A 24,599-nucleotide genomic window follows, 5' to 3' on the forward strand; every position below is an offset into this window, starting at 1 on the left:
ATTAAATCTGTTTTTTTAAAACTGTTGTAATCAAATGAATGTAAAAATCAGCTGGGCTTATCTCAGTATTGCAGTTAGTAATTGTGGTGAGATGTTCTCTTAAAAACTGTTGATGCAATGCGCCTTCGATAATATTTGAAGCCAGACTTTTAGCAAATGGGTATTCAGGATCTACTTCGTTTATTAAAAGTACAATTCTATTGATTACTCTTTTGTAAATTAAGAAAAAACCTTCCTTATTTTCTTCATCTACCTCTTTTGTATGCAATGTTTTAGTAAACTCAGAGATGATGATTTTATTTAAGATAGATTCGTTAATGTGAGCTGTTGTTTCATCATCTTCCACTTTTTCGGTGACTACTAGTATTGCTTTTTTTAACCTTTCAAATGAATCTGAAATATTTGTAGTGGCAAAAAACAATTTGTATTCCATCCAGCTCCAATACCATGAAGAAAGATATACTAGCAATTTGTGTTTGTTCTCGAAATAGCGGTATATCGAACTCTCATTTGAGCCAATTTTTTCGCCCAGCTTTTTGAAAGTGAAGTTATCAAAGCCTATCTCATCTATCAAGATAATGCTTTCTTGTATAATTTTCTTTCCTAATTTGCTGGTTTCAGGATCTTTAACGTATATTTTTTCGTTTACCTGAATTTTTATAGAAGCGATAATATCTTTCATTACTAATCATTTATTGTGCAAATATAATAGTAATACTATCAAAAACAATAATTTTAAGATAATTTTTATATTAAAAAAGGCTATTCGATTAGAATAGCCTTATGATATAGTATAAATTTTACTGTCTATAAAAGTGAATGTTGCGTCATGACAGCTGGTTTTTCAACTCCCATAAGTGCAAGAATCGTAGGTGTAATATCACCTAAAACGCCATCATTAACTTTTTTAATGTCTTTATCTACTAGTATAAATGGAACCGGATTTGTAGTGTGCGCTGTGTTAGGGCTTCCATCTGGATTAATCATCGTTTCACAATTTCCATGATCAGCGATAACTAAAACTGTGTAATCGTGTGCTATGGCGGTAGTAATGACTCTTTCGACACATTTATCTACAGCTTCACAGGCTAAAATTGCAGCATCCATCATTCCAGTATGTCCTACCATGTCACCATTAGCAAAGTTTAAACACACAAAATCAACATCTCCTTTTTCTAATTCAGGAACTAAAGCATCTGTTAATTCAAATGCGCTCATTTCTGGCTGTAAATCGTATGTTGCTACCTTTGGAGAATTGCGCAAGATTCTTTTTTCACCTCTAAACGGAATTTCTCTTCCACCTGAGAAAAAGAAAGTTACATGCGGGTACTTTTCTGTTTCGGCAATTCTAATTTGTGTTTTATTATTTCGTTCTAATACTTCCCCCAGCGTTTCGGTGATGTTGTCTTTATTGTAAACAACTTTTACCTCTTTGTAAGTTTCGTCATAATTGGTTAAAGTCACATAGTACAAGTTCATCTTGTGCATGTTTTGCTCATGAAAGTCTTGTTGTGATAATGCTTCCGTCAATTCACGACCTCTATCAGTTCTAAAATTAAAGAAAATAACCACGTCGTCTTCCTCGATTGTTGCAATTGCTTTATCATTGGCATCGACCATGACAATAGGATTGATGAATTCATCGGTAATTTCCTCTTGGTAGCTTTTTTCGATACTTACAATGGCATTTTTAGAAGCTTCTCCATGTCCGTTAACAACTAAATCATACGCTAATTTGATGCGTTCCCATCGTTTGTCTCTGTCCATTGCATAATAGCGCCCTATTATCGAGGCTAATTTAACAGTAGTAGGAGCAATATAATTTTCTAAATCTTGAATGTATTTTTTACCTGATTTAGGGTCTACATCACGACCATCAGTAAAGGCATGTATAAAAACGTTTTGCAAGCCGTGGTCCTGCGTAGCATCTATTAACCCTCGTAAATGCGAAGTGTGTGAGTGTACGCCACCATCAGAGACTAAGCCTAAGAAATGGACTTTTTTATTGTTGTTTTTTGCGTACTTGAAGGCATCGATTAAAACCTGTTCTTCTGCTAGTGTCTTATTGGCTACAGCCAAATTAATTTTTGCTAGATCTTGGTAAACAATTCGGCCTGCGCCTAAATTCATATGACCTACTTCGCTATTTCCCATTTGGCCTTCAGGAAGTCCTACATGTAGACCATCTGTCCTTAATTGTGCACTAGGGTAATTTTTGTAAAGACTATTTATAAAAGGAACGTTTGCATTGTCTATGGCAGAAACTTTAGGATCAGGAGATTTTCCCCATCCATCTAGAATCATTAGTATTACTTTCTTGTTCATATTGCTGTGATTTTAAACAAAGATAATGGTTTTAAAAATGCTATCGAAGGATCAAAATAAGTATTGCACATTACTAAAGAATCAGATTAATTTTCTACCAAATTACTTATAGAAGCTTTGTTATTTTAAAATTAATGCACCTTATGATTTACTTTTTAATCTATTGTAGTCGATGAAATATTTAATGCTAATAGAAAAGCTATGATTTAGTGATTCATTATTGAGTAATGAAGTAACATTGCTGTTAAAGTTTTTATTGATTACACTGTCAAAATCTGCAGCATTATTACGATACAATATCGATAATTCGCTACCGGGTGCAAACCACCAAGAATAAGATAGATCCATGTTCCAAGAGTAAAAACTAGAGTCTTTGTTTTGATTGTATAGGGTGTCAGTACTTAAAGTACCAGTGTTTTGTAAGCTTAAAAAATTCTTGTTTTCAGCATACGACCAGTATTGACGTACGGCCATATTAAAATTCATGCGACTACTAATTGAATACTTTGCTGAAAGAGAATTAGAGTATGTCACTACATTGCGATTTGCAAATATAATTTGCTCTTCTGTGGCTGGATTAGAGTCATTGTCAAAAGTAGCCACATAGCCTCTATTGTTATTTCTTCTGGTAAATGCAAAACTATAATTTAGAGAAAACCGATCATTAAAACGGTAACGAGGACCTAAAGAAAATTGATAACTCTCCCTTTTATGTTCGTTAAAAAGTGTGTACGAAGGATTAAAGTCAAATGCAAAACGATTGTTGTAATTTGTAGAAATGTACATTGAAGTTTCATAACTTTCGGGCAGTATTACAAAGGTGTTTTCGGCTCGGGCTTCATAATAATCATAGGATTTAAACGGACTTGCTTTGACAGTAAAGCTAAAATAATGATTGTTTCTAGTATCAAAATTCACCTGAGCTCTAAATTCGTTTCCTTGAATCTCACTGGTTTCTTTATGCAGCTGTGTGTAGGCATTCAAACTTATTTTAAAGCTGTTAAAAAGATCTGTGGGGTTTAAAATGCGGTAGTTTGTGTTCCCGTAAATGCTATAATAATTAGTTTCGAAATTGATTCCTAAGTCGTTATTATCAAAATCTTTAGTCACTAACTCGCCTCCAATGCTGTAGCGGTAATTTCCGCTTGTTTCGGCAAAATTCAACGTGCTGTAACTTCCTTTTTTATCTTCTAAACTATTGATAAAACTGTATTTAAAATTTCCGCTTAGATTGTAGGTATTCTTTTTAGTGTTTAAATCCCAGGCAACTGCAGATACATTTGCGTCTCGATAAGAACCATTTCTAGTAACATTAGTATTAGTAAAAGATACCGATGAATTTTTTCTAAAACGCTGGTCAAGGACAATAACATTATAGTTTGTAAGTGGGGCGATTTCCTCCTGTCGTGTCTCCTGAGTGTTGTTGTTTAAAATGACTGCATTTGTTTTTTCGGTGATGGCATTTAAGAAACCAACACCCAAACCTAATTTAGTTCGGCCAGAAATTTTTAAGGCATTAACCAGCTTTACAGTAGCGGGATTTTCTAAAAAAACTTCTTCATCAGATATTCTGGCACGGCGATCTGGTTTGCCTCCTATTCTTCTTGAATAAAGAAGGTCTCCCTTTGCAAATAAATCGGTTCCTTCTGTAAAAAATGACCTGTTCTCGTTGAATTGTTGTTCAAACGGACCTAGATTTAGGATCTGGTCGTCGTATTTTGTTTGTCCAAAATCAGGAATTAAAATAGCATCAAGTGTAAAAGCATCATTGATCCCGTACTTAATGTCGAGTCCGCCTTTTACTGTTCCTACAGTTTTTTGATCGGCACTAGCATTAAGGTAAAATGAAGAATATGGCATTAAAAATAGTCGAGTAGGAGGTTTGATGTTTTCGATTCCTTCCATAATACCGGCTTGTTGCGTGAATGTACCTAAGTTAGAATCGATAAAATTCCAAGTGTATTTTTGACGGTCTCTGCGTATTTCTCTAAAAAAATTAATTCCCCATGTTTGCTTTTCTTCACTTGAAAAGCGAAGGGCTGCATAAGGAATGCGCATTTCTACTGTCCACCCAAAACTGGTAATTAGTGCTTTGCTTCTCCAGATGGCATCCCAAGAATAATCTTCTCCACTGGCATCAGTATTGATACAATCTGCTTGGCCATCAGCAGCATTTACATAAAATTGAAACTCTTGTTGGCCATCATTATAACCATTAATGTAGGCTGCAAAAACATCAGAAGTACCAAAATCGTCTCGTTGCGAAATCTCTCTTAATATTTTATCGGGTTGATTATCGTACATAACCGCCGAAACATAGATTGCGTCATTGTCATAAAGCACCTTTACAATTGTTCGCTGATTTTCTGGGATTTTCTTACCGTTGTCAGGTCTAAACATGATAAAATCTTTTGCCTCTTCGGCGTTTTGCCATGCAATCTCATCAAATTTACCGTCAATAGTGATCGCTTCACCATTAAGCTTGGTCGTATGTAATACTTTTTTTTGGCTGTAGCCAAAATTAAAAATAAGTACGATTGATACTAAGAGTAGCTTCTTCATGAGTGCGGTTATTGCGTGGTTAAATGGCTAAAAAAAAACACATAAATCAATATGCGTTTTTTTGTTAATTCTATAATAGTAGACTCGGTTTTAGTTATTTTGTTACAGTTAATGCCATGAAATTAGAATTAATTTTTCAATCGATTATAATCTATAAAATAACGTACACTTATTGATAAGATATTCGTTTGATTTGTGCCGAAGAGATTTTTAAGATTTTGGCTTATATTTCTCTCAACTACATTAGCGCTTTCCTGTGAATAATTACGGTATAAAATTGATAATTCACTACCGGGAGCAAACCACCATGAATAAGATAAATCAGCATTGAATGAATTAAAATTTCTATTTTTATTCAAGTTAAATGTAGGGTCTGCAATAACAGTTCCGTCGTCTTGTAAGCTCCAGAAGCGTTTGTTATCTGAGTAAGACCAGTAATAGCGTGCGGTTAAATTAATGGTCATTTTCTTGTTGATAGCGTATTTTCCGGTAAGGTCATTTTGCAATATCTCTCGGTCTCTTTGACCAATTACAATTCCAGTATCATCAAAACCTACCCATCCACGATCATTTTTTCTTTTGGAGTAATCCATAACAAAATAGAGAGAAAATTTATCGTTAAAACGGTACTTGGGACCTAAAGCAAGGCCGTAAGTAATGCGGTCATCTTGATCGTAAACTGCAATGCTAGGAGTAAAGTCAAATGTAAAGGCGTTGTTACGGTTGAACTCCATACCAAAATAGGAAGAAAGACGTTTTGGGATTTGTAAATACCTTCCAACTACACGTGGCTCATAGAAATCGTAGGTTTCAAATGGGTTAAGCACAAGTGCAAATTCCATGTAGTGATTTTTTTTAGTACGTGCTTTAATTAAAGTTTTGTACCATCCTTCTTGCATTTTTCCCGTTGTATTTTGCAATTCTAGGTTGAGTTCTTGTTCTATTTTAAAGGTATTGAAATATTTTGTAGGGTTCAAAATGCGGTAGCTACCGTTTACTAATGCGTTGTGGTAATTAGTGTAAAAAACTAAACCTAAATCGTTTATATCGTAATTGCTCGAAATGTATTTTCCAGACACCGTGTAGCGATACTGTCCGCTTGTTTTTGCAAAGTTTAATGCTGTTTTAAAACCATCATAGTCTTCAACATCGTTTACAGTACTGTATTTAAAGTCACCATATAAATTGTACGTATTGGCTTTTGTACTTAAATCAAAAACTAAGGCAGAAGCATTTGCATCTCTAAAGTCTCCATTACGAGTGGTATTTGCATTAACAAATGAAACAGATGAGTTGCCATTAAAACGCTGGTCAAGAACGATTAAATTGTAATTAGCTAGTGGCTCTATAACTTCTTTTCGGCTACTAGTTTGTGCAATATCTGACGCATCTACTGTTGTGCCTTCGATGGTAGCATAAGTCTTTTTTGTAACGGCATTTAAAAAGCCTATTCCAAGCCCTTTCTCTGTTCGCCCTGATACTTTTACCGCATTTAATAGATTTACAGTACTTGGATACTCTGTAATTTGTTCGTTTTCTGCAACGACAGGTTCCCTAGTAGGAAAACCACCAATACGTCTAGAATAGAATAAATTACCTATGTTGAATAAGTTTGTTCCTTCCGTAAAAAACGGGCGGTTCTCCTCTAATTTTTGTTCGAAAGGATCTAGATATAAAATTGCGTTATCAAATTTAGTTTGTCCAAAATCAGGAATTAATATGGCGTCTAAAGTGAAAGAATCGTTGATCCCGTATTTAATGTCAAGACCCGCTTTAAAAGTTCGATCAGAGGTTATATCGTCCTGCTGATAGTAAGTAGAAGTGTATGGTATAAAGAATAGTCGGGTAGGAGGTTTGATGTTTTCGATCCCTTCTAAAATTCCAGCCTGTGTTAAGACAGCGCCTATTTTTGTATCTACGTGGTTCCAAGTGTAGGTTTGTATGTCTCGTTTAATTTCTCTTTTAAAGTTGATACCCCATACTTGTTTATCGGCTTTTGAAAAGCGCAAAGCTGCATACGGAATTTTCATTTCGACAACCCAACCATAATCGGTAATGGCTACTTTGCTATCCCAGATAGCGTCCCAAGAGTAATCTTCTTCAGCCTCGGTGGCGATACAGTCCATTTGTACTCCAGCAGCACTCACGTAAAAGCGAAAATCCTGCTGACCGTCATTATATCCATTAATATTTACCGAAAAATGATCAGAAACCCCAAAGACATCACGGTTGGTAATTTCTCTTTGAATCTTAGTAGGTTCGTTATCATAAAGTGTGGCTAGAATATAAATTGCATCATTATCATAAGATACTTTTACTTCTGTTTTCCTGTCTTCGCTAATGGGTTTACCGTTATCTGGGTCAAACATAATGAAGTTTGAAGCGATATTTTTGTTCTCAGTCCAGCTTAAATCGTCTGGTTTTCCGTCGATTACAATTCCTTTTGCGTTAAAGTTTGCTTTTAAGGTCTTTTTTTGTGAAAAACTGTTAATTGTGGTAAATAATGCAACAAAAATAAGAATTCGGTAATATTTATACATGAAATTTTGATTTGGGTTGAACAAAAATAGCTTAATTAACTTCATGTGCAAGAGAAATCTGAGCTCCAAAATGTTAATTTTAGTATGTTTAAGGTAGTAACACAATTTTTTTTAACATATAATGTTATACTATTATGCAGATATGTTATAGTTTTGCAATCCCCAATCTAATATTTAAACACATTAACATCAATGAATTATAAGTTTTTTACCCCTGTGATTTTGGCGGCTATAGTAGCTTTCAGTTTTAGTTCTTTTGATACAAATACTACTGTGGTTTCTAAACCTAAAGTTATTGCTGCCGTAATAGAAAAAAAAGTCATCACTAGTGAAGAAGCGGTCTACGAAAAATTAGACGCTAATAATTTTTCTTTACCACAAGTAGAGGTCTTTACAGAAGCATTAAAAGGATTTCAACATTTAAAGGAAAAAGGATTAATAAGTAAAAACATCCTTACCGTTATTGATTTCAGTATGTCGTCTAATTTAAACCGCCTGTGGGTTATTGATTTAAACACAAACAGTGTTTTATTTAATACGCTAGTTGCACACGGTAAGAATACAGGCGATGAGTTTGCTAATAGTTTTTCAAATGTGTCTTCCTCTTTTAAAAGCAGTTTAGGTTTCTATGCTACCGGTGAAATATATGTGGGTAAACATGGGAAATCATTGCGATTAGACGGTTTAGAAAAAGGAATTAATAGCAATGCAAGAGAGCGTGCGGTAGTTATTCACGGTGCTGATTACGTTTCTCAAAATTTTATTAAAAACAATAGTCGATTAGGTAGAAGTTTAGGATGTCCAGCAATACCAGTCGCACTAACAAACGATATCATTCAAACAATAAAAGACAAGTCATGCTTGTTTATATATTATCCTTCTAATGGATATAGGGTAAGCTCTAAATTAGTCTCTTAATACATCTTATTGTTCAAGAATAGTAAAAGCCAGTCATTGTTAAATAATGACTGGCTTTTTTATGTTTATAATATTTAGATACTGTCGAAAAGGCGCATGGACCGCATCTTCATTTATTATTAACTAGCGTATACTTGCTAATGGCGGTTAAATGGTAGTTGTTGCTGTAGATTGATTAGAAAATATAAAAAAAAGAATCTCCGTAATGAATTAGTTTTAAAATGGTTAGAAATTAATGTGGATTTTAAGTCATTTTTTTTCAAATAAAACTTGTTTTGAACTGTTTTTATTCTCTATATTTGCACCACAGTAATGCGAAAGTAGCTCAGTTGGTAGAGCTCCAGCCTTCCAAGCTGGTTGTCGCGAGTTCGAGCCTCGTCTTTCGCTCTAGAATCCGAAACAGAAATGTTTCGGATTCCTTATTTATAGAAGGTGTTGTGTAATTTTTACTTTATTTTTTGTCAAAAATATTTGCTTTAAAATAAAATTATTTTTTATATTTGCACCCAGTTAATGCGAAAGTAGCTCAGTTGGTAGAGCTCCAGCCTTCCAAGCTGGTTGTCGCGAGTTCGAGCCTCGTCTTTCGCTCTTTAAAAAAAAGCCGAAACATTTATTTGTTTCGGCTTTTTTTATTTTAAGTCACTAATGTCTGTATTGTCTTCGATTTCGAGAGGCGCTTCGTTTGCAATAAACAGCCTCGCTTGCAATCCTCCTTTTATAGTAATCGTGTTGTCTCTTACTTCAAGCCAGCTACCTTCTCTAAGTCCCAATACCGGAATATTATTAAACGAATGAAACTCTTTTAATCTCGTTTCACGCGTCTCTCCCATGTGTTTAGAGTTCGTGTCAGGATCAAGATAATGGGCGTTAATATTAAAAGGAATTACCGCTAATGTTTGAAAGCTTGGAGGGTAAATAATAGGCATGTCATTTGTATTTTGCATGCTTAATCCACATATTACACTTCCTGCACTTGTTCCTAAATAAGGTGTTCCATTTTTTATAGCATTTGCTAGTGTACTCATTATTTTATTCTGGTACAATTGTGTCACTAATAAAAACGTGTTTCCTCCTCCTGTGAAGATTGCTTCGGCATCTTTTATAGCTGCTTCGGCATCTTCAAATTCATGTATTCCTTTTACTGCAATATTTATCTTGGCAAAAGCCTGAGCTGCTTTGGCAGTGTATTCATCGTGCGTGATGCCACTAGGTCTAGCGTAAGGAATGAATAGAATAGTCTCACAGTTTCTAAAATGCACTTTTAATTCATCTAATAGATATTCTAAGTAGCTACCGCCATGAATGGTTGAGGTACTCGCAATAATTATGTTTTTCATTTCATTTGTAATTTAATATGTCTAAAGGTAGGTAATCAAACCTTAAATTGAAAAGCGAATATTTTTTTATTAACATTATTTTACCAAGCCTTTAGTAATTAATTTAGAATACAATAGGATACTTTTACTGCAAATGTTAAATAATTTCAATAAGAAGTATGGTTAAGTTAAGTGTTGTGTTTTTTCTTTTATTAACGATAACTTCCTTTGGGCAGAGTGTAGATAATGGTGTTATAAAAGGTACTGTGATTGATGGTTACTCAGGAGTCGCGGGGATATATGTTATAAATGTGCAGACAGAAGCGGCTGCAATAACGGCAAACGATGGTAGTTTTACAGTTGCGGCAAAGATGGGTGAAACGATTCTATTTGCAGGTATGCAGTATAAGTCTATTCGAGTATTACTTACAGATACACTTTTTAGAAACGGACAATTAGAACAACGCCTGTATCCTATTATGAATGAACTTAACGAAGTGGTGATTAAAAGATACGACCATATTAATGCGGTAGATTTAGGTCTTGTTTCTGCTGGACAAAGAAAGTATTCTGTAGCAGAGCGTAGGCTAGAGGGTGCTTCTGCTTTGAACCCGAGTGCTAGTGCAGACGGAAGTGGAATGGCGGGAGGTTCTGTATCTGCAGATCCTATATTTAATATGTTTTCTGGTCGAACAGCGATGTTGAAGAAAGAGCTGGTTAACGAGAAAAAAGAAGTTTTTAGAAGGCAGCTTGAAAGAATGTTTAGTGAGAGTTATATAAAAAATAAGCTTCAAATCCCTGCTGATTACGTTAAAGGATTTGAATATTATGCCGTTGATAATGATAGATTTACAAAGATATTAGAAGGAAAAAATCGTGTAACAATCGAGTTTTTATTAAGTGAATTAGCAACTAAATATAAAGTAATTATTGCGGGTCAAACCAAATAATATAACCATTTTAGTTTTGCTTATTTCGCACATCACCTTGAGTCAAGTAAAGCAGAGAACGATGCTTAAAGGTGTTGTTGTGGTAGATAATGGTTATAAACAAGCAGTAAGAATCGTTAATGTCACACAAAGGTAAAATACGTATTGTGATAACCAAGGAGTTTTTGCTATAGCTGCTCAATCAGGAGATTTGGTTGTTTTCAGTGGTGGTAATATTCAAGATTATGATTACAAAGTGCCAGATAAATTTGACGCTTCTGATTTTATTTCGATAAAAATGACTTCAAAAGCTACTGTGTTAAATGAGGGTTGTGGTTACAAATCATAATGTGATAGATGAGGTGTCACTTGGAATTGTTTCAAAAGATCAAATAAAATATACCCAAGCAGAAAGACGGTTGCAAACTACAGGAGATTTCAAACCTATTGTGTTACTTGGTTTAATAGGTGGATCAATGCCTTTAGACCCTTTGATAAATAAAATAAACGGCCGCACTAAGCGCGTGAAAAAGCAAATAGTAGCGGAGAAAAAAGGTAGTAATATTGAGAAGTTAAGTAGTTATTATAATGACAGTTTCTTTACTGCTCAATTGGGGATTTGCGCAGAGTATGTTTCGGGATTCAAGGTTTATGTTATTGAAAACAATACATTTGCTAAAGAATTAGAAAAAGGAGAGACGGCAATGCTGCGATTTATGATCATAGACTTGGCAAACAAATACAAACAAAATATTTCTTGTGAGGATAAATAATACGTTATTACTTTTTATATTATTGCTCTGTCAATCAATGTATAGTCAAGGAGACGGTTCTAGAACATTGAGAGGACGTATCATGGTTGATAGTGACTATATAGGACAAGTCAATATAGTTAATCAAACATTGAATTTAAGCACCACTTCAAATGAGGTGGGGCAATTTAATATTGCGGTAAAAGAAGGCGATTTGCTAGTGTTTACTGCGGTAAATCTCGTAACTTTACGTAAATACATCAGTAAAGAGGATTTTTTATCAGGTTCAATACTTGTTGAAGCAAAGTACAATAGTATTGCATTAGACGAAGTGGTTATTAAAGAATCAAGCATTACCGCAGAGAGTTTGGGTATTATTCCGGTGGGTCAAAAAAAGTACACACAAGCTGAGAGAAAATTGTATACCGCCACTTCTGGAGGAGGAATCGATGGTTTGCTGAACGCTATGTCTGGTCGAAAAACCATGCTTAAAAAAGTGGTGGTTATCGAGAAAAAGCAGGCAGCCTACGATCGTTTAATCTATATTTTTGAAGACGATTTTTACACGGATAAACTAAAAATAGCAACCGACTATATCAGCGGTTTTCAATACTATTGTGTAGAAGACGATGAGTTTGTTGCAGCCATTGATTCAAAAAACAAGACATTAATCAAATTTCTAATAGTTATTCTAGCAGAAAAATATAAAAAAATAAATACAGATGAGAACGTTAATTAAAGTTATGATTTTAGTGTTCAGTTGCCAACTTGGTTTTGCGCAAGTGAACGGGCGTATGGAGTTGCACGGCCAGGTTAAAAATGATATTGTAAACTTAGATGGGGGGTATGTTATTAATGTGACTGCTGCTACAAGATCGTTAATTGATTCTAAAGGTTTCTTTGATATTATGGCGCAGCTAGATGATGTGCTTATTGTTTCAAGTATGAGTTTTCAACCTAAGAAAGTTGTTCTTACTAATGCTAATTTGCAAGAGCGGTTGTTTCAAATAAAGTTAGAGGTATTTAATAATGAGTTAAGTGAGGTTGTGGTTTCAAATGGATTAAAAGTGCAATCTGTAAATCAGAATACGCAAGGCTATGTAGATAAAAAATATTTTGACGACGCGCAGTCAGCTCCTAAAAATCAGGTCATGACAAGAGATGGCCGCATCACTGATGGGTTTGATTTTGTACGCGTTTTTAAAGAAGTAAAAAAGATATTCAAGAAGCAGTCAAATGTAGATGATAAGGTCATGAATGATGTTGCTTTTTCTGCTTATGTAAAAGCTAATTTTGATCCTATTTTTTTCGAAAGAGACCTAGATCTTAAAGCCGATGAAATTGATTTGTTTTTGCTTTTTGTAAGCGATGATGCTACTTCAAGAGAGTATCTTAAACCAGCGGATAAATTTTTATTGCTCGATTTTCTAGTGTCTAAAAACTCAGAATTCAAAAGAATAACTACTTTTGGAAAATGAAAAAAATAACCATTTGCATCTTAACGACTTTCTTTTTGTTTGCATTGACCTCATTTAGTGCGCATAAATTTTACATGGGAATTTACCAAATCAATTATGCACCAGAGAAAAAAATGCTCCAAATAACGACTAGAATATTTGTCGATGATTTGAATAAAGCTTTAGAGAAAAAATATAAAAAAGCAACCCATTTAGGTACGGCAAAGGAAACTGCTGAAGATGTTGTTCTAATGCAAAAATATCTAGCAGAGAAATTTAAAATTAAAGTAAATGGAACAGCTGTTACCATGAACTATTTGAGTAAGGAAATGGAGAGCGATGTAATTATATGTTATCTAAATGTACGTGGCATTTCAAAAGTAAAAACATTAGACACCTACAATGCGGTTTTGATTGATTGGGACCAAGAGCAGCAAAACATTACACATTTTACGGGCTTTGGTGATAAAGAGAGCTTCTTATTTACAGAATCTGCAACAAATCATGTGTTAAAGTTTTAAATGGTTGTTTAAGATTTGTTAAAATATGTTATTTTCACAATCTTAAATAACTTCAATTCTAACCATGAGAAAAATTACACTCTTAGTTCTTTTTCCTGTACTTGTATTTGCACAGGAGAAAGCAACAACAGTAACCACTAAACAAGTAGGAAGGTACGACACTAATAAGTTCAGTCAAATGTATGACTTATTAGCAACTCCTAATATGTTTCGTACTGCATCTGGTGCGCCAGGACCAGCTTACTATCAACAACAAGCCGATTATAAAATGGATGTTGAGCTTGATGATAAGAATTCAAAATTAATGGGAGCTGAGACCATTACTTATACTAATAATTCTCCTGATGTTTTAGAGTATTTATGGGTACAGTTAGATCAAAACCAAGCAGCAAAAGATTCTGAAACACCATTAGCAGAAAGTGACAGACTTGAACAAACTTTTCCTGCAAACAATTTTACAAACAAATTTTTAAAACAAGATTTAGAACGCGGATTCAATATTGAATATGTAAAAGATGCAAAGGGAGCTCCTTTATCTTATACGATCAATCATACTATGATGCGTATCAATCTAGTTACACCGATGAAGCCGGGAACAAGCATGACGTTCTCTATTAAATGGTGGTACAATATTAACAACTATCAGTTAGAAGGTGGTCGTTCAGGTTATGAGTTATTTGAAAAGGAAGGAAATAAATTATATGTTATTGCACAATTCTACCCTCGTATGGCAGTGTACAATGATGTAGAAGGATGGCAAAATATGCAATTTTGGGGAGGTGGAGAATTTGCTTTACCTTTTGGAAATTTTGATGTAAATATTACTGTTCCGGCTGACCACGTTATGGAGGCAACTGGAGAACTTACAAATAGAGCAGAAGTTTTTACGGCGGCACAAGTTAAAAGATACGAGCAAGCTCAAAAATCTTTTGATAAACCAGTAGTTATTGTAACTCAAGAAGAAGCTGAAGCAGCAGAAAAAGGATTCGCTACTAAGAAGAAAACTTGGAAATTTAGTGCAAAAAATGTTAGAGATTTTGGTATCGCAACTTCTAGAAAATTCATCTATGATGCGATGGCTGTAAAATTGAATGACAAAGTTGTTATGGCAGCTTCGGTATATCCTAAAGAGGCAAATCCTTTATGGGGAGAAACATCTACGATGATGGTGGCACATACATTAAAAAGTTATTCATCACACACATTTGATTATCCTTATCCAAAAGCAGTTTCAGTATCTGCAGCTGATCAAGGAATGGAGTACCCAATGATTTGTTGGAACTTTGGTCGTCCTGACGAAAACGGAGTAACTAGCGAGCAAATTAAAAACGGAATGATTGGTGTGGTGATTCATGAAGTAGGGCACAACTTTTTCCCTATGATTGTAAACTCTGATGAACGTCAATGGACTTGGATGGATGAAGGTTTGAATTCGTTTATGGAATTCATGGCTGAAGATGAATTGGGAACAAACTTCCCTTCTCGTAGAGGACCAGCAAAAAACATTGTACCTTATATGAGTGGTGATCAAAAATACTTAGAACCTATCATGTCAAACTCTGAAGGGATTATCCAGTTTGGAAACAATGCTTACGGAAAACCGGCAACAGGTCTTAATATTTTAAGAGAGACTATCATGGGAAGAGAATTGTTTGACTATGCATTTAAAACATATGCAAACCGTTGGAAATTCAAACACCCTACGCCTGAAGATTTCTTTAGAACAATGGAAGATGCTTCTGGAGTAGATTTAGATTGGTTCTTTAGAGGTTGGTTCTATTCAACTGATTTTGTAGATATCGGGATTAGTAATGTAAAACAATATTATGTTACCGAAACTCCTACTGCAGCCTTAAAAAATGCTAAGGTAAGAAGAGGTCGTTTTGGCGTAGAGTCAGGCCCATTTGTATACTTGGTAGAAGGGGACAATGCAGAGTTGAATTCGAAAGATAAAAAAGCATTAAAAATCGAAGAAGTAAAATTACTTTCTGATTATGTAAGTACACTTACCGCTGAAGAAAAAGGGAGTTTGAAATCACCTAAGTATTTCTACGAGGTAGAGTTCAATAAACCAGGTGGAATGATTATGCCTATATTAGTTGAGCTTACTTATGAAGATGGTACAACAGAGAACTTTAAGTATCCTGCACAAATTTGGCGAAAAGCTAATGAAACTGCTAAGAAAGTATATGCTACTGAAAAAGCAATTAAGAAAATCCAAATAGATCCAAAATTAGAAACAGCTGATATTGATGTGACTAATAACACTTGGCCTAAAGAGGAAACTAAATCTAAGTTTGATTAAAGAATAGTTATATAAAAGGAAAGACTCTGCAAAGAGTCTTTTTTTTATGAATAATTTAAAGAGCAAGGAATGTAAATTTAATATCTTTGCAGTAATAAAAAATCAAAAAATATGTTTGGCATAGGAGGTGGAGAGCTAGTTTTTATTATGTTTATTGTTTTAATGCTTTTTGGAGCTGATAAAGTTCCAGAAATGGCACGTACTATGGGTAAAGCTATGGCACAGTTAAAGCATGCTACAAATGATATTAAAAGCGAAATTCAAAAAGGAGTGGAGGCAAACGGTTTAGATGCTAAATCCCTTTCAGACATGACTGGGAGTTTTAATAACGAAATCACTAAGGTGAAGCAAGATCTTTTAGGAGATTCTATTGTGCAAGCAAACAAAGTCAAAGAAGATATTGAAGAAGCGACCGGTCCTATAAAACGCAGTATGTAATGTTAGATAAATTACTGACTTTAGATACTGAGCTACTGGTTTATTTAAACGGACTAGGTTCTAAAACCTATGACGGGATGTGGTTGTTAATTACCAATCAATTGAACTGGACGCCATTATTTTTACTGCTACTGTATGTAATCATGAAAAAAATAGGAACGCGACAAACGTTGTTTTTCTTATTGGGTTTGGGATTGTTAATTGCGTTTTCAGACCAAGTGACTAATTTATTTAAAAATAATTTTCAGCGTCTTAGACCATGCAATAATCCTGAGATTAAGGACATCATTCGATTAGTTCAAATCAGGAGTTCGTATAGTTTTTTCTCAGGGCATGCAGCAACGAGTATGGCATCAACCATGTTTATTTATCACAATGTAAAGCGCTATTTTAAAAACGTGTACTTATTGTTTTTGTGGCCATTGATATTTGCTTACAGTCGTATCTATTTAGGATTGCATTATCCTATTGATATCTTGACGGGCTATACCTTTGGAGCGATTTCAGGATATGCCGCCTATAGAATATTCCGAGTGTACCAGCATAAATATTTCCCTATTATTGCCGTGGATCCAATTGAAGGGGAGGCTTAGGAGCTATTCCTGCACTACATTACAATCTTATACTTGAAAATAGTTTTTTCAATAACAATAAAGGAGCTTCCGCTGGTCGCTCTTTTTTGTTTAGAAAAAAGTCCATTTTCAAGCACAAGGATTTTCATTTCGATCAGGGCTAAAATGCCAAGTTCATAACAGAGTAATTTTTTAAAGAACTCTGCTTACAGTTAACCCATCTCTTATGGGTAGCAAAACAGTTTCTACGCGAGGATCATTTTTTAAGAGTGCGTTGTATTCAAGAAGTATTCTGGTACTAACATCCTTAGGGTTCAAGGGCTCAAGAACTTTACCACTCCACAACACATTATCAGAAAGTATGATACCACCTTTGTTCATTCTAGGAACAATAAGTTCAAAGTAGTTAATGTAGTTTTCTTTGTCAGCATCTATAAAAACCAAATCAAATTTCACATCTAATGTTGGGATTATTGCTGTCGCCTCACCTAGGTGCTGAACGATTTGTGCTCCCCATTGCGACTTGTCAAAGTGTTTGCGCTGAAAATCAATCAACTCTTCCTTAATATCAATAGTGTGTAATGTCCCACTGTCTTGCATTCCTTCACATAAACATAGCGCAGAGTATCCGGTGTAAGTTCCTATCTCTAGAATATTCACCGGGCGTATCAACTTAGCTAGCATGCTTAATACTCTCCCTTGAAAGTGACCACTCAACATACGTGGTAATAAAATTTTCTGATAAGTTTCTTTGTTTAAAGCGGCCAACAAAGCAGGTTCTTTTTCAGAGTGCTGCTCGATATAGTCTTCTAATTCAGGAGAGATAAAATGCATTTTATTTGTTTTTTATATGGGGGCAAAGTTATTAAAATATAAGGTCGATTTGAAGGTGTTTTGTGATTGATTTTAGGGCTAAACCATGTTTTAATTTTATTAACATTTTTAATAAATATTAACATTTTTAGTAGGTTAACCCGTCTTAATATGCCAAATTTAGCTTGAAATGTCAAATCTAACATTATTAATTTGTTATCTTTTAATGTGATTAAGTTAATTTTAGTGCGTAATAGTCGGTATTAAGCTTGTATATGTGAAATTAATAGGTGTTTTGGGTTATTTATTGATAATTTTTTATTTATTGTTAATAAGTTCTTAAAAAAAGCTTAATTTTACGAGTGATATAAACTGCCCCAAATATTAAAGCTAGTAAATATGAAAAAAAACTACACAAACGTTACTTTTTTAAATCTAAAATTATCTCATTTCACCTTCGTGTTATTGACCATTTTTCTATTGTTGTTTTCAACAATGGCAAATGCGCAATTTGGAGCTGGTGGTGCAAATGCTGATAATGGAGATCTAAGATTAAATTATGTAGCAGGTCAACAAAATGATGTTTTAGCACTTAGTGCATTAGGAACTACTAATACTGTTACTATTACATCTATTAAAGCATCTCCTCAACAATTGCATTCGATGAGAGTCAAAATGCAGTTGCCTCCTGGTATTTTATATACAGCTGGAACGGCAGGTATAACTGTAAATAATAATAATCTAGGTTTAGCGACAGGAACTTATCAGCTTGCAGAAGCAGATATAAGTGATTTAAATGCTCCTGTTTTCTCCATATATAATAATGGTAATGAAATCGACTTGTGGGCAGGTGGTGATTTTGTTACTTTCTCTTATCAAAGAACTGCAGATTGTGATGCGGTAACTTTTAAAGAAAATAAAAATAGCTTTAAGGATAATGCTACGATAACATATGTTAAGTCGTTGTTCCCTGGTAGACAAACTGCTGCAGATATAAATCCTCTAATAGGAAACTATCAGTTATTAGCAGCTTCACTATCTATACAATCTATTACTTCAGTTAATGGTATTGTAGGTGGTAGTCATACTAGAACAGTAACAGATGTAAATGGTGGTAATGCAGGAGTAGCTCAAGTAACTCATACAGTTGTTGTGGGATCTAGTATTACAAATCATACTCTTAAATATACAAATAGTGCAGGTACTAACACCTTAGTAGAAAACAGTAGTAGTACTGATGCTAATGGGGTAATTACTAAAATATATGTTATTAATTTATCAGGTCCTTTATTTACTGGTGGTGCTGGTGGAACTGGTGGGGCAGGAGAAAATGGTGATGGTGTTTTTGGACCAGGTGAGTCTTTGGTGTTTACCGAAGATTTTTCTGTTACAGATTGTGATGATGTTGCAATTACTCATAAAGTAGAGTGGACTTGTCAATCATCTAAGATTGCTCAGGGTGGTGTGCTGTTTGGTGCAAATGCGCCACAACTAGTTCTTGCTGTTGAGCAAAATCAAAATAACATTACAGGATTAAACCATAAAAAAATTAGGATTACAAATACTGGAACAGGTCCAGCAGCTTTTGGGAAAGATATTTTAATTAATGTAGGATTAGGGGTTAATGGTCTTGTTGGTACTACAACTTATGGAAACAATCCACACTGGGGTCCTACTAAATATAATGTAAGGTCATACAGTAATTTTACATTAGGAGATGGTACCACGCAAGTGGCATTCACACCTGATGAATGGGAATCAGACCGTAATACATTTCAAGGGACTAATACCTTTGTTTTGTCGCCTGATAAATATACTTCAGATATTGATGGAGCAGGTGGTCTAACCGATTCAGATTTTGATGGCTTTTTTGATGACCTTCCTGCAGGTGCTTCGGTTGTAATAGAATTTGACTATGAAAACGATCCGAGAACAGATTGTGGTATTGGTAGATTTGATTATTCACAGTGGGAGCATTTATATGTAGATGTACTTACAAAAGATCAATGTGCAGTAGCGCGACCTACTGTAGGTACAGATCTAGGGTACTTGAACTTTATTAGAGATTATACAGTTCCTACTATTACAGAACAAGATACAGATATAGAAGAGCTAGTTCCTTTTGAAGTTGCTATACGACCTTATGTGTACTCAATTTTTCAGCACAATGATCATGCAATGTTAAACAACAATGCAGATAGCCAGTTCACGGTTTCTATCACAGTGCCAAGGGGAGTTGATTTAATTCCAACTGATGGTTTTTCTCAAGTAGATGGATCTTATACTGTAGGTGCTGCTGGTACTGGTACAAATGTGATCACGTATACTACGACTAATCTTGCAAATGGTTATTTAATTAGAGATTTCGCTGATTATTTTGCGAGATTCCCTTTAGTTATGAACTGTGCTGAATTAGAACTTGGTGGTGTGAATAACACAATCAATATTTCGTACCAATCAAATTTGACATTGTTTAATGCCACGGGTGGAGTAGCTTTAAGTAGGGATATTCATTGTGGTGACTTTGAGCCTATTATTGAGCACTCATGTAATACACCATGTGCAGGACCAAATATTAAAAGTTTAGACGCCTACAGAGTTACTGCGGGTTGGACTAACAATAATATGACAGATAAAGTTGATCTTACTGAATTAGTTGGTAATCCGGGTACACCTAAATATGAATTAGATAAATATTTAGCTGGTGATGAAATGGTAGTTGAGACAACAGGAGAAATGAATAACTTGTCGTCAAATAACTTACACTTTATTCAAGATTATATTACTGATGGTACGACTGCTGGTGCAAATGATATTAAATTTGTGTCAGGTACGATTGTAATTACTAAAAAGAATGGATCAGTAACTTTAGAGTTACCACTTTCTGCACCGTCAGTTACTTCAAGCGGTAATAATCATAGTTTAGATTATGATATGTCATCTGCTCTTTCAGATGCTTTAGTGGGTGGTTTAATAGAAGATGAGGATACGTTCTTAGTTAAATTTAAATATCAATTTACTACAGACACTTATACTAATTATGATTATCATATTCTGTCTGGTTTTAGAGGTAGGTATTATGTTAGAGAAACTTTGCCGGCAGGTGCTAATGCAGGTGCTATTGACAATGATAACGATAATGATGGAATAGCTAATGAAAGAATTAGTTGTTTTGACTGGGGTGATCAAGTAGCCTATTTGCGTCCATTTAATCTTTCTTATGGTGTTGCTAACAGCACATTTAAGTATTGTGAAACGATTTGGACAAATTTAGTAAATGATTACGTTTTATCTAATTCTACTCACATGCATACTGGTGAGTACAGACCAGTTACACAGATACAATCTACAGAAATTATTATACCTGATGGTGTTTCTGTTTTAGATATTAGACAATACAATAACTCTGGAGTTAATGGTGGTATAGCCTATTATACCTTAAGTGGTGGAGCGTTAAATATTTCTCCAGCACTGGGTACAGCTACAGATAATAAATATACCATTACTCCTAATAGAGCGGGTGGCTATAGAGATCATGATCAAACATCAAATGCGTCTTATAGAATGCAAGTTCTAGTAAAAGGTAGTTGTGAGTTAAAAGATCAGGTTGAGGGAGCACCTTTACCTACGATAACGTCAACATCTATTGTGCAGCATTTAGCTTATACAGAGGTTCCTCTAGCGGATCAATTGCTTACAAGAACACCTTCAGCTAGATTGACATATACTAAGCCGTCTTATATTTTTCAACCTATTAGTGCGATCGTTATTGGTTACGGTCCAGAGGCGGAATTAGACCTTAGAGTGGTAAACAATAGTGCCGCGGGTGGAAATGTTGGTTTCAACTGGATTAAAATGCCAGCAACGGCAAACGCATATATTACTAGTGCAGTAGATATTACAGATCCTAACACTCCTTTAAATATTGTTAAAGTAGGAGATGATAGTTACATTGAGATAGGATCAATCAACGCTGCAGCTACTAAAAATATTAGAGTAAAAGCTACGTACGATAGTTGTACTGATATTCCAGTTACCTTTAGTTTAGGTTGGAATTGTGATGCCTATCCTACAGACTATGCTGCTGTTACAGATATATGTTATGATGATAGTGCCTCAATAACTATACAACCAGCCGAAGGACAAGTTCAACAATCTATAACAGAGCAACCAATAGTGCCTGTAGCGCTATGTGCTAGTTTTGATGTAGAAGTAGAATACAGTAGTGCCCAAGTAGGTACAATTGTAAATCCACAAGCATTATTTAAATTATTTAACGGAACAGGAGCTGTTATTGTAAATAAAATTGAAACACAATATCCAGCAACAACAGGTTTATGGGAAGATATTACAGCTACTCTTTCAACATCGGGTTCAGATACTTATGTAATACCAATTACACATAGTGCGTTAACTCCTATTTATGGAGGTATTCCTGGTACAGGAGCTGTAGGGCCATCTATAAACGATCGTAAAGTTATTGTTAGATACAATCTTTCAACTACATGTACTTATGTTTCTAATTCTCCAATAAGTTTTACTGTTCTTGGGGATAAAAGTTGTGGTGAGCCAAGTATAGGAAACGGAAGTAGAGCAATTTCAAATGGTATTAAAGTTACCGGTTTAGAACCTACTTATGATGCCTTATCGATTATCTCATTACCTGATTTTGCAAATCCTAATGGAGCGCACATTGATGGTTGCTCAGCGCAAGAGTCGATAAAGATAAATACTACTATTTCTGCATTTCCAACTAGTCCACTAGCAGAAACAGGAAACAATGATTACGGTAGAGTAGAACTTCCTGTAGGGGTAACCTATGTTGATGGTACTTTCTTGAGCACTGGTGTAAATGCAGTGACATTTGTAAGTGCTACTTCAAACGAAGTTGTTATTAAATATCCTGCAGGATTGAAGGATGAAGATGAAACAGAATTTATATTTGATATTATTCCTCAAGGAGGATACTGTGCAGATGATGCAGAGGTAAGTTACTTAACATATGTTGAGAATAATGCAGGAGTTATTTGTGGTACTGAACCTTGTGGACCAACTTTAATATCGACTGGAAGTTCAAGAGAGAGCTTAGATATTAAAAAAGCAGCAGTTGAGATTTCAATGAACTCAGCTATATCTAGTGTTGTCGTTTCAGGCGAAACGGTAACTGCTAATTTCACATTGACAAATACATCAGCAATTGAAATTACGCCACCATCAACAGTGAGCGCATATTACGATACTAATACAAATAGTGTCTTTGATGCAGGGGTAGATCTTCTATTAGGAAGTCAGTCATTTAATACTCCTATTCCAGCAAATTCAAGTATTGTTGAAGAGTTCTCATTTAATGCAACACCTAGTCAAGTATGTAATATTTTATTGGTTCTTAATGTTGATGAAAATCCATGTATTTGTTTACCAGCGAGTGTAGCAATGGGATCTCCATCTGTACTTGCAGGTATTGGTGGTGGTGATGTTCCAGTTTGTGAACTTTACACTACAGCAAAAATTGGTGGAACGCCAAATGCAGCTTATACATACTCGTGGACTGGAGCAACTCCTGCTACTACAGCTTACCTAGATAACCTAACGGTTGCTAATCCAAACTTTACCTATGCAGGCGCTAATATTACAGTACCTACAGTGATTAGTTATACAGTAACAATCACAAGAGAAGGAGGATGTAGTTCAACGGATATAGTTGACGTAACTGTGCTTCCATCAGCAGATGTACCAGTAATTAGTGCTAGTTCATTAAATGTTTGTACAAATGAATATTTGACTATTGACTTTAGTAACGCTTTAGCAACAAACGAAATATTTAAATTATATAAAAATGCTGCTTTAACAACTCCAGCAAATAAACCTAATACAAATGGGTTGTGGAAGTCTACAGAATTATTTGCTGCAGGTCCAGGTATTCTTTACGTAAGAATTGAAAATACTGTTACAGGATGTGTATCTCCGGTATTAGAAGTGCCTTACACGGTTATTGCATGTAATGCTGACCTTGTTACTACAAAAATCGTAGATATCAAGGAGCCAGTAGAAGGAGCAATAATTAAGTTTACACTTAGTGTAACTAACAACGGACCAGACAAAGCTACAACCGTAAGCTTGATTGATAAAATGCCTACTGGATTGACTTATATGTCAGACAATGGAGGTAGCACTTATAATAGTGGTACAGGTATTTGGACTATTGGAACTATGTTAAAAGATGCTGTAGTTTCTTTAGAAATTACTGCAGAAGTTAACGCAGGAACAGCAGGTACTACTATAAATAATATTACTACAGCTGCTAAAGGAGATCAACCTGATACTTCAACAGTAGGAGATGATTTAAATGAGTCAGTAACGGTAAATAATTTCCCAGTAGTTGCTAATGATGATAAATTAGATCAACAAGCTGGTCCAGTTACTGTTTCTATATTAGCAGATAATGGATATGGAACAGATGGAGATCCAGAAGATGGACCAATAAACCCGTCAACTATTAACTTGATTACACCAGCTAATGCAGTTTTACCTGTTACAGTAGGAGGTAATGTTGTTGGTTTCACAGTCCCTAATGAAGGTGTATGGTCACTAGATGCGACTGGAGTATTAACTGTTACTCCTTGCTCTGCAGTGGGACCTAATTGCGCAGCAATATTTACAGCTAACCCAACACCTATAAAATACACAGTAAAAGATAGTAAGGGAGATATTTCAAATCAAGCAACTGTAACTATTACGTATGAAAAAGTACCACCAACTGCGGAGAACGACTTAAGTTCAGGGAATCCAGCAAATTCAGTAGTGACAGTAAATCCACTAGTTGAAAATGGATCAGGACTTGATGCAGATGCAGATGGAACGATAGATGCTACAAGAGTAAGCTTAGTAGTTCCAGCAGGAGCTACAAATGATAATACTGACGGTAAAGGAGATATAACAAGAGTCACAGTTCCAGGAGAAGGGACTTGGTCTGTTGATGGAACTACGGGGGCGATTACGTTCACACCATTGCCATCATTCCACAAAGATCCTACACCAATAAAATACACTGTTGCTGATAATGACGGTAATATTTCTAATGAAGCTACGGTAACAATTGATTATGTACCAGTTGCTACAGATGATACAGTTAATGATTTAGCTGTTGGTCA

At 35.0% G+C, this 24,599-nt stretch carries 17 protein-coding genes and 2 tRNA genes; 13 read left to right on the top strand and 6 right to left on the bottom strand.

Features of this window, described 5'->3' with window-relative positions:
* Position 1 precedes the first annotated feature (1 nt).
* The 4 genes from HNQ00_RS07095 to HNQ00_RS07110 form a co-directional block, all read right to left on the bottom strand.
* On the bottom strand, positions 2-682 hold the full coding sequence (locus tag HNQ00_RS07095; protein WP_173837622.1) for a TetR/AcrR family transcriptional regulator: 681 nt from the start codon (positions 680-682) through the stop codon (positions 2-4).
* 125 nt (positions 683-807) lie between these two features.
* Positions 808-2,325, bottom strand: coding sequence for a 2,3-bisphosphoglycerate-independent phosphoglycerate mutase (gpmI, locus tag HNQ00_RS07100; protein WP_173837623.1), 1,518 nt, complete (start codon positions 2,323-2,325; stop codon positions 808-810).
* Between the two features lie 141 nt (positions 2,326-2,466).
* Positions 2,467-4,887, bottom strand: a complete 2,421-nt coding sequence (locus HNQ00_RS07105) for a DUF5916 domain-containing protein (protein ID WP_173837624.1) — start codon at positions 4,885-4,887, stop codon at positions 2,467-2,469.
* Between the two features lie 128 nt (positions 4,888-5,015).
* A complete protein-coding gene (locus HNQ00_RS07110; RefSeq protein WP_173837625.1) occupies positions 5,016-7,427 on the bottom strand; it encodes a DUF5916 domain-containing protein in 2,412 nt (803 codons plus the stop codon).
* Positions 7,428-7,619: 192 nt separating this feature from the next.
* Here HNQ00_RS07110 and HNQ00_RS07115 point away from each other — a divergent pair, with 192 nt between their 5' ends.
* The 3 genes from HNQ00_RS07115 (at position 7,620) to HNQ00_RS07125 (ending at position 8,933) form a co-directional block, all read left to right on the top strand.
* Positions 7,620-8,345 carry a murein L,D-transpeptidase catalytic domain family protein gene (locus tag HNQ00_RS07115; protein WP_173837626.1) on the top strand — a complete coding sequence of 242 codons (726 nt, stop codon included), beginning with the start codon at positions 7,620-7,622 and terminating at the stop codon, positions 8,343-8,345.
* A 314-nt stretch (positions 8,346-8,659) separates the two neighbouring features.
* Positions 8,660-8,732: transfer RNA gene (locus HNQ00_RS07120), tRNA-Gly, on the top strand.
* A 128-nt stretch (positions 8,733-8,860) separates the two neighbouring features.
* Positions 8,861-8,933 (top strand) — tRNA-Gly (locus tag HNQ00_RS07125).
* A gap of 41 nt (positions 8,934-8,974) precedes the next feature.
* On the opposite strand, the gene pepE is transcribed toward HNQ00_RS07125, so the two are convergent.
* On the bottom strand, positions 8,975-9,682 hold the full coding sequence (gene pepE, locus HNQ00_RS07130) for a dipeptidase PepE (RefSeq protein ID WP_173837627.1): 708 nt from the start codon (positions 9,680-9,682) through the stop codon (positions 8,975-8,977).
* A 158-nt stretch (positions 9,683-9,840) separates the two neighbouring features.
* On the opposite strand from pepE, the gene HNQ00_RS07135 reads away from it, so the two are divergent.
* The 9 genes from HNQ00_RS07135 (at position 9,841) to HNQ00_RS07175 (ending at position 16,656) form a co-directional block, all read left to right on the top strand.
* Complete coding sequence (locus HNQ00_RS07135) at positions 9,841-10,611, top strand: hypothetical protein (RefSeq protein ID WP_173837628.1); 771 nt, start codon at positions 9,841-9,843, stop codon at positions 10,609-10,611.
* A 190-nt stretch (positions 10,612-10,801) separates the two neighbouring features.
* The gene (locus HNQ00_RS07140; protein ID WP_173837629.1) at positions 10,802-10,939 is read left to right on the top strand and encodes a hypothetical protein; all 138 of its coding nucleotides are present in this window, start codon (positions 10,802-10,804) and stop codon (positions 10,937-10,939) included.
* The gene (locus HNQ00_RS07145; protein WP_173837630.1) at positions 10,923-11,363 is read left to right on the top strand and encodes a hypothetical protein; all 441 of its coding nucleotides are present in this window, start codon (positions 10,923-10,925) and stop codon (positions 11,361-11,363) included. Before HNQ00_RS07140 ends, HNQ00_RS07145 begins: the two co-directional genes overlap by 17 nt.
* 37 nt (positions 11,364-11,400) lie before the next feature.
* On the top strand, positions 11,401-12,081 hold the full coding sequence (locus HNQ00_RS07150) for a hypothetical protein (RefSeq protein ID WP_217425256.1): 681 nt from the start codon (positions 11,401-11,403) through the stop codon (positions 12,079-12,081).
* On the top strand, positions 12,065-12,820 hold the full coding sequence (locus tag HNQ00_RS07155; RefSeq protein WP_173837632.1) for a hypothetical protein: 756 nt from the start codon (positions 12,065-12,067) through the stop codon (positions 12,818-12,820). Before HNQ00_RS07150 ends, HNQ00_RS07155 begins: the two co-directional genes overlap by 17 nt.
* Positions 12,817-13,320, top strand: a complete 504-nt coding sequence (locus HNQ00_RS07160) for a DUF6702 family protein (RefSeq protein ID WP_173837633.1) — start codon at positions 12,817-12,819, stop codon at positions 13,318-13,320. Before HNQ00_RS07155 ends, HNQ00_RS07160 begins: the two co-directional genes overlap by 4 nt.
* Before the next feature lie 64 nt (positions 13,321-13,384).
* Positions 13,385-15,625 carry a M1 family metallopeptidase gene (locus HNQ00_RS07165; protein WP_173837634.1) on the top strand — a complete coding sequence of 747 codons (2,241 nt, stop codon included), beginning with the start codon at positions 13,385-13,387 and terminating at the stop codon, positions 15,623-15,625.
* 111 nt (positions 15,626-15,736) lie between these two features.
* Positions 15,737-16,063, top strand: a complete 327-nt coding sequence (locus HNQ00_RS07170; protein ID WP_173837635.1) for a Sec-independent protein translocase subunit TatA/TatB — start codon at positions 15,737-15,739, stop codon at positions 16,061-16,063.
* Positions 16,063-16,656: a phosphatase PAP2 family protein gene (locus HNQ00_RS07175; protein WP_173837636.1), complete on the top strand. Its 594-nt coding sequence runs from the start codon at positions 16,063-16,065 to the stop codon at positions 16,654-16,656. Before HNQ00_RS07170 ends, HNQ00_RS07175 begins: the two co-directional genes overlap by 1 nt.
* 171 nt (positions 16,657-16,827) lie before the next feature.
* Here the strand turns inward: HNQ00_RS07175 and HNQ00_RS07180 are convergent, their stop codons facing one another.
* Positions 16,828-17,469 carry an O-methyltransferase gene (locus HNQ00_RS07180; protein WP_173837637.1) on the bottom strand — a complete coding sequence of 214 codons (642 nt, stop codon included), beginning with the start codon at positions 17,467-17,469 and terminating at the stop codon, positions 16,828-16,830.
* A gap of 378 nt (positions 17,470-17,847) precedes the next feature.
* Here HNQ00_RS07180 and HNQ00_RS07185 point away from each other — a divergent pair.
* Positions 17,848-24,599 (top strand): DUF11 domain-containing protein (locus HNQ00_RS07185; RefSeq protein ID WP_173837638.1); only part of this gene is annotated, 6,752 nt, incomplete at its 3' end.

The sequence above is a fragment of the Flavobacterium aeripolare genome (genome assembly GCF_013294025.1).
Taxonomy (GTDB): Bacteria; Bacteroidota; Bacteroidia; order Flavobacteriales; family Flavobacteriaceae; genus Flavobacterium.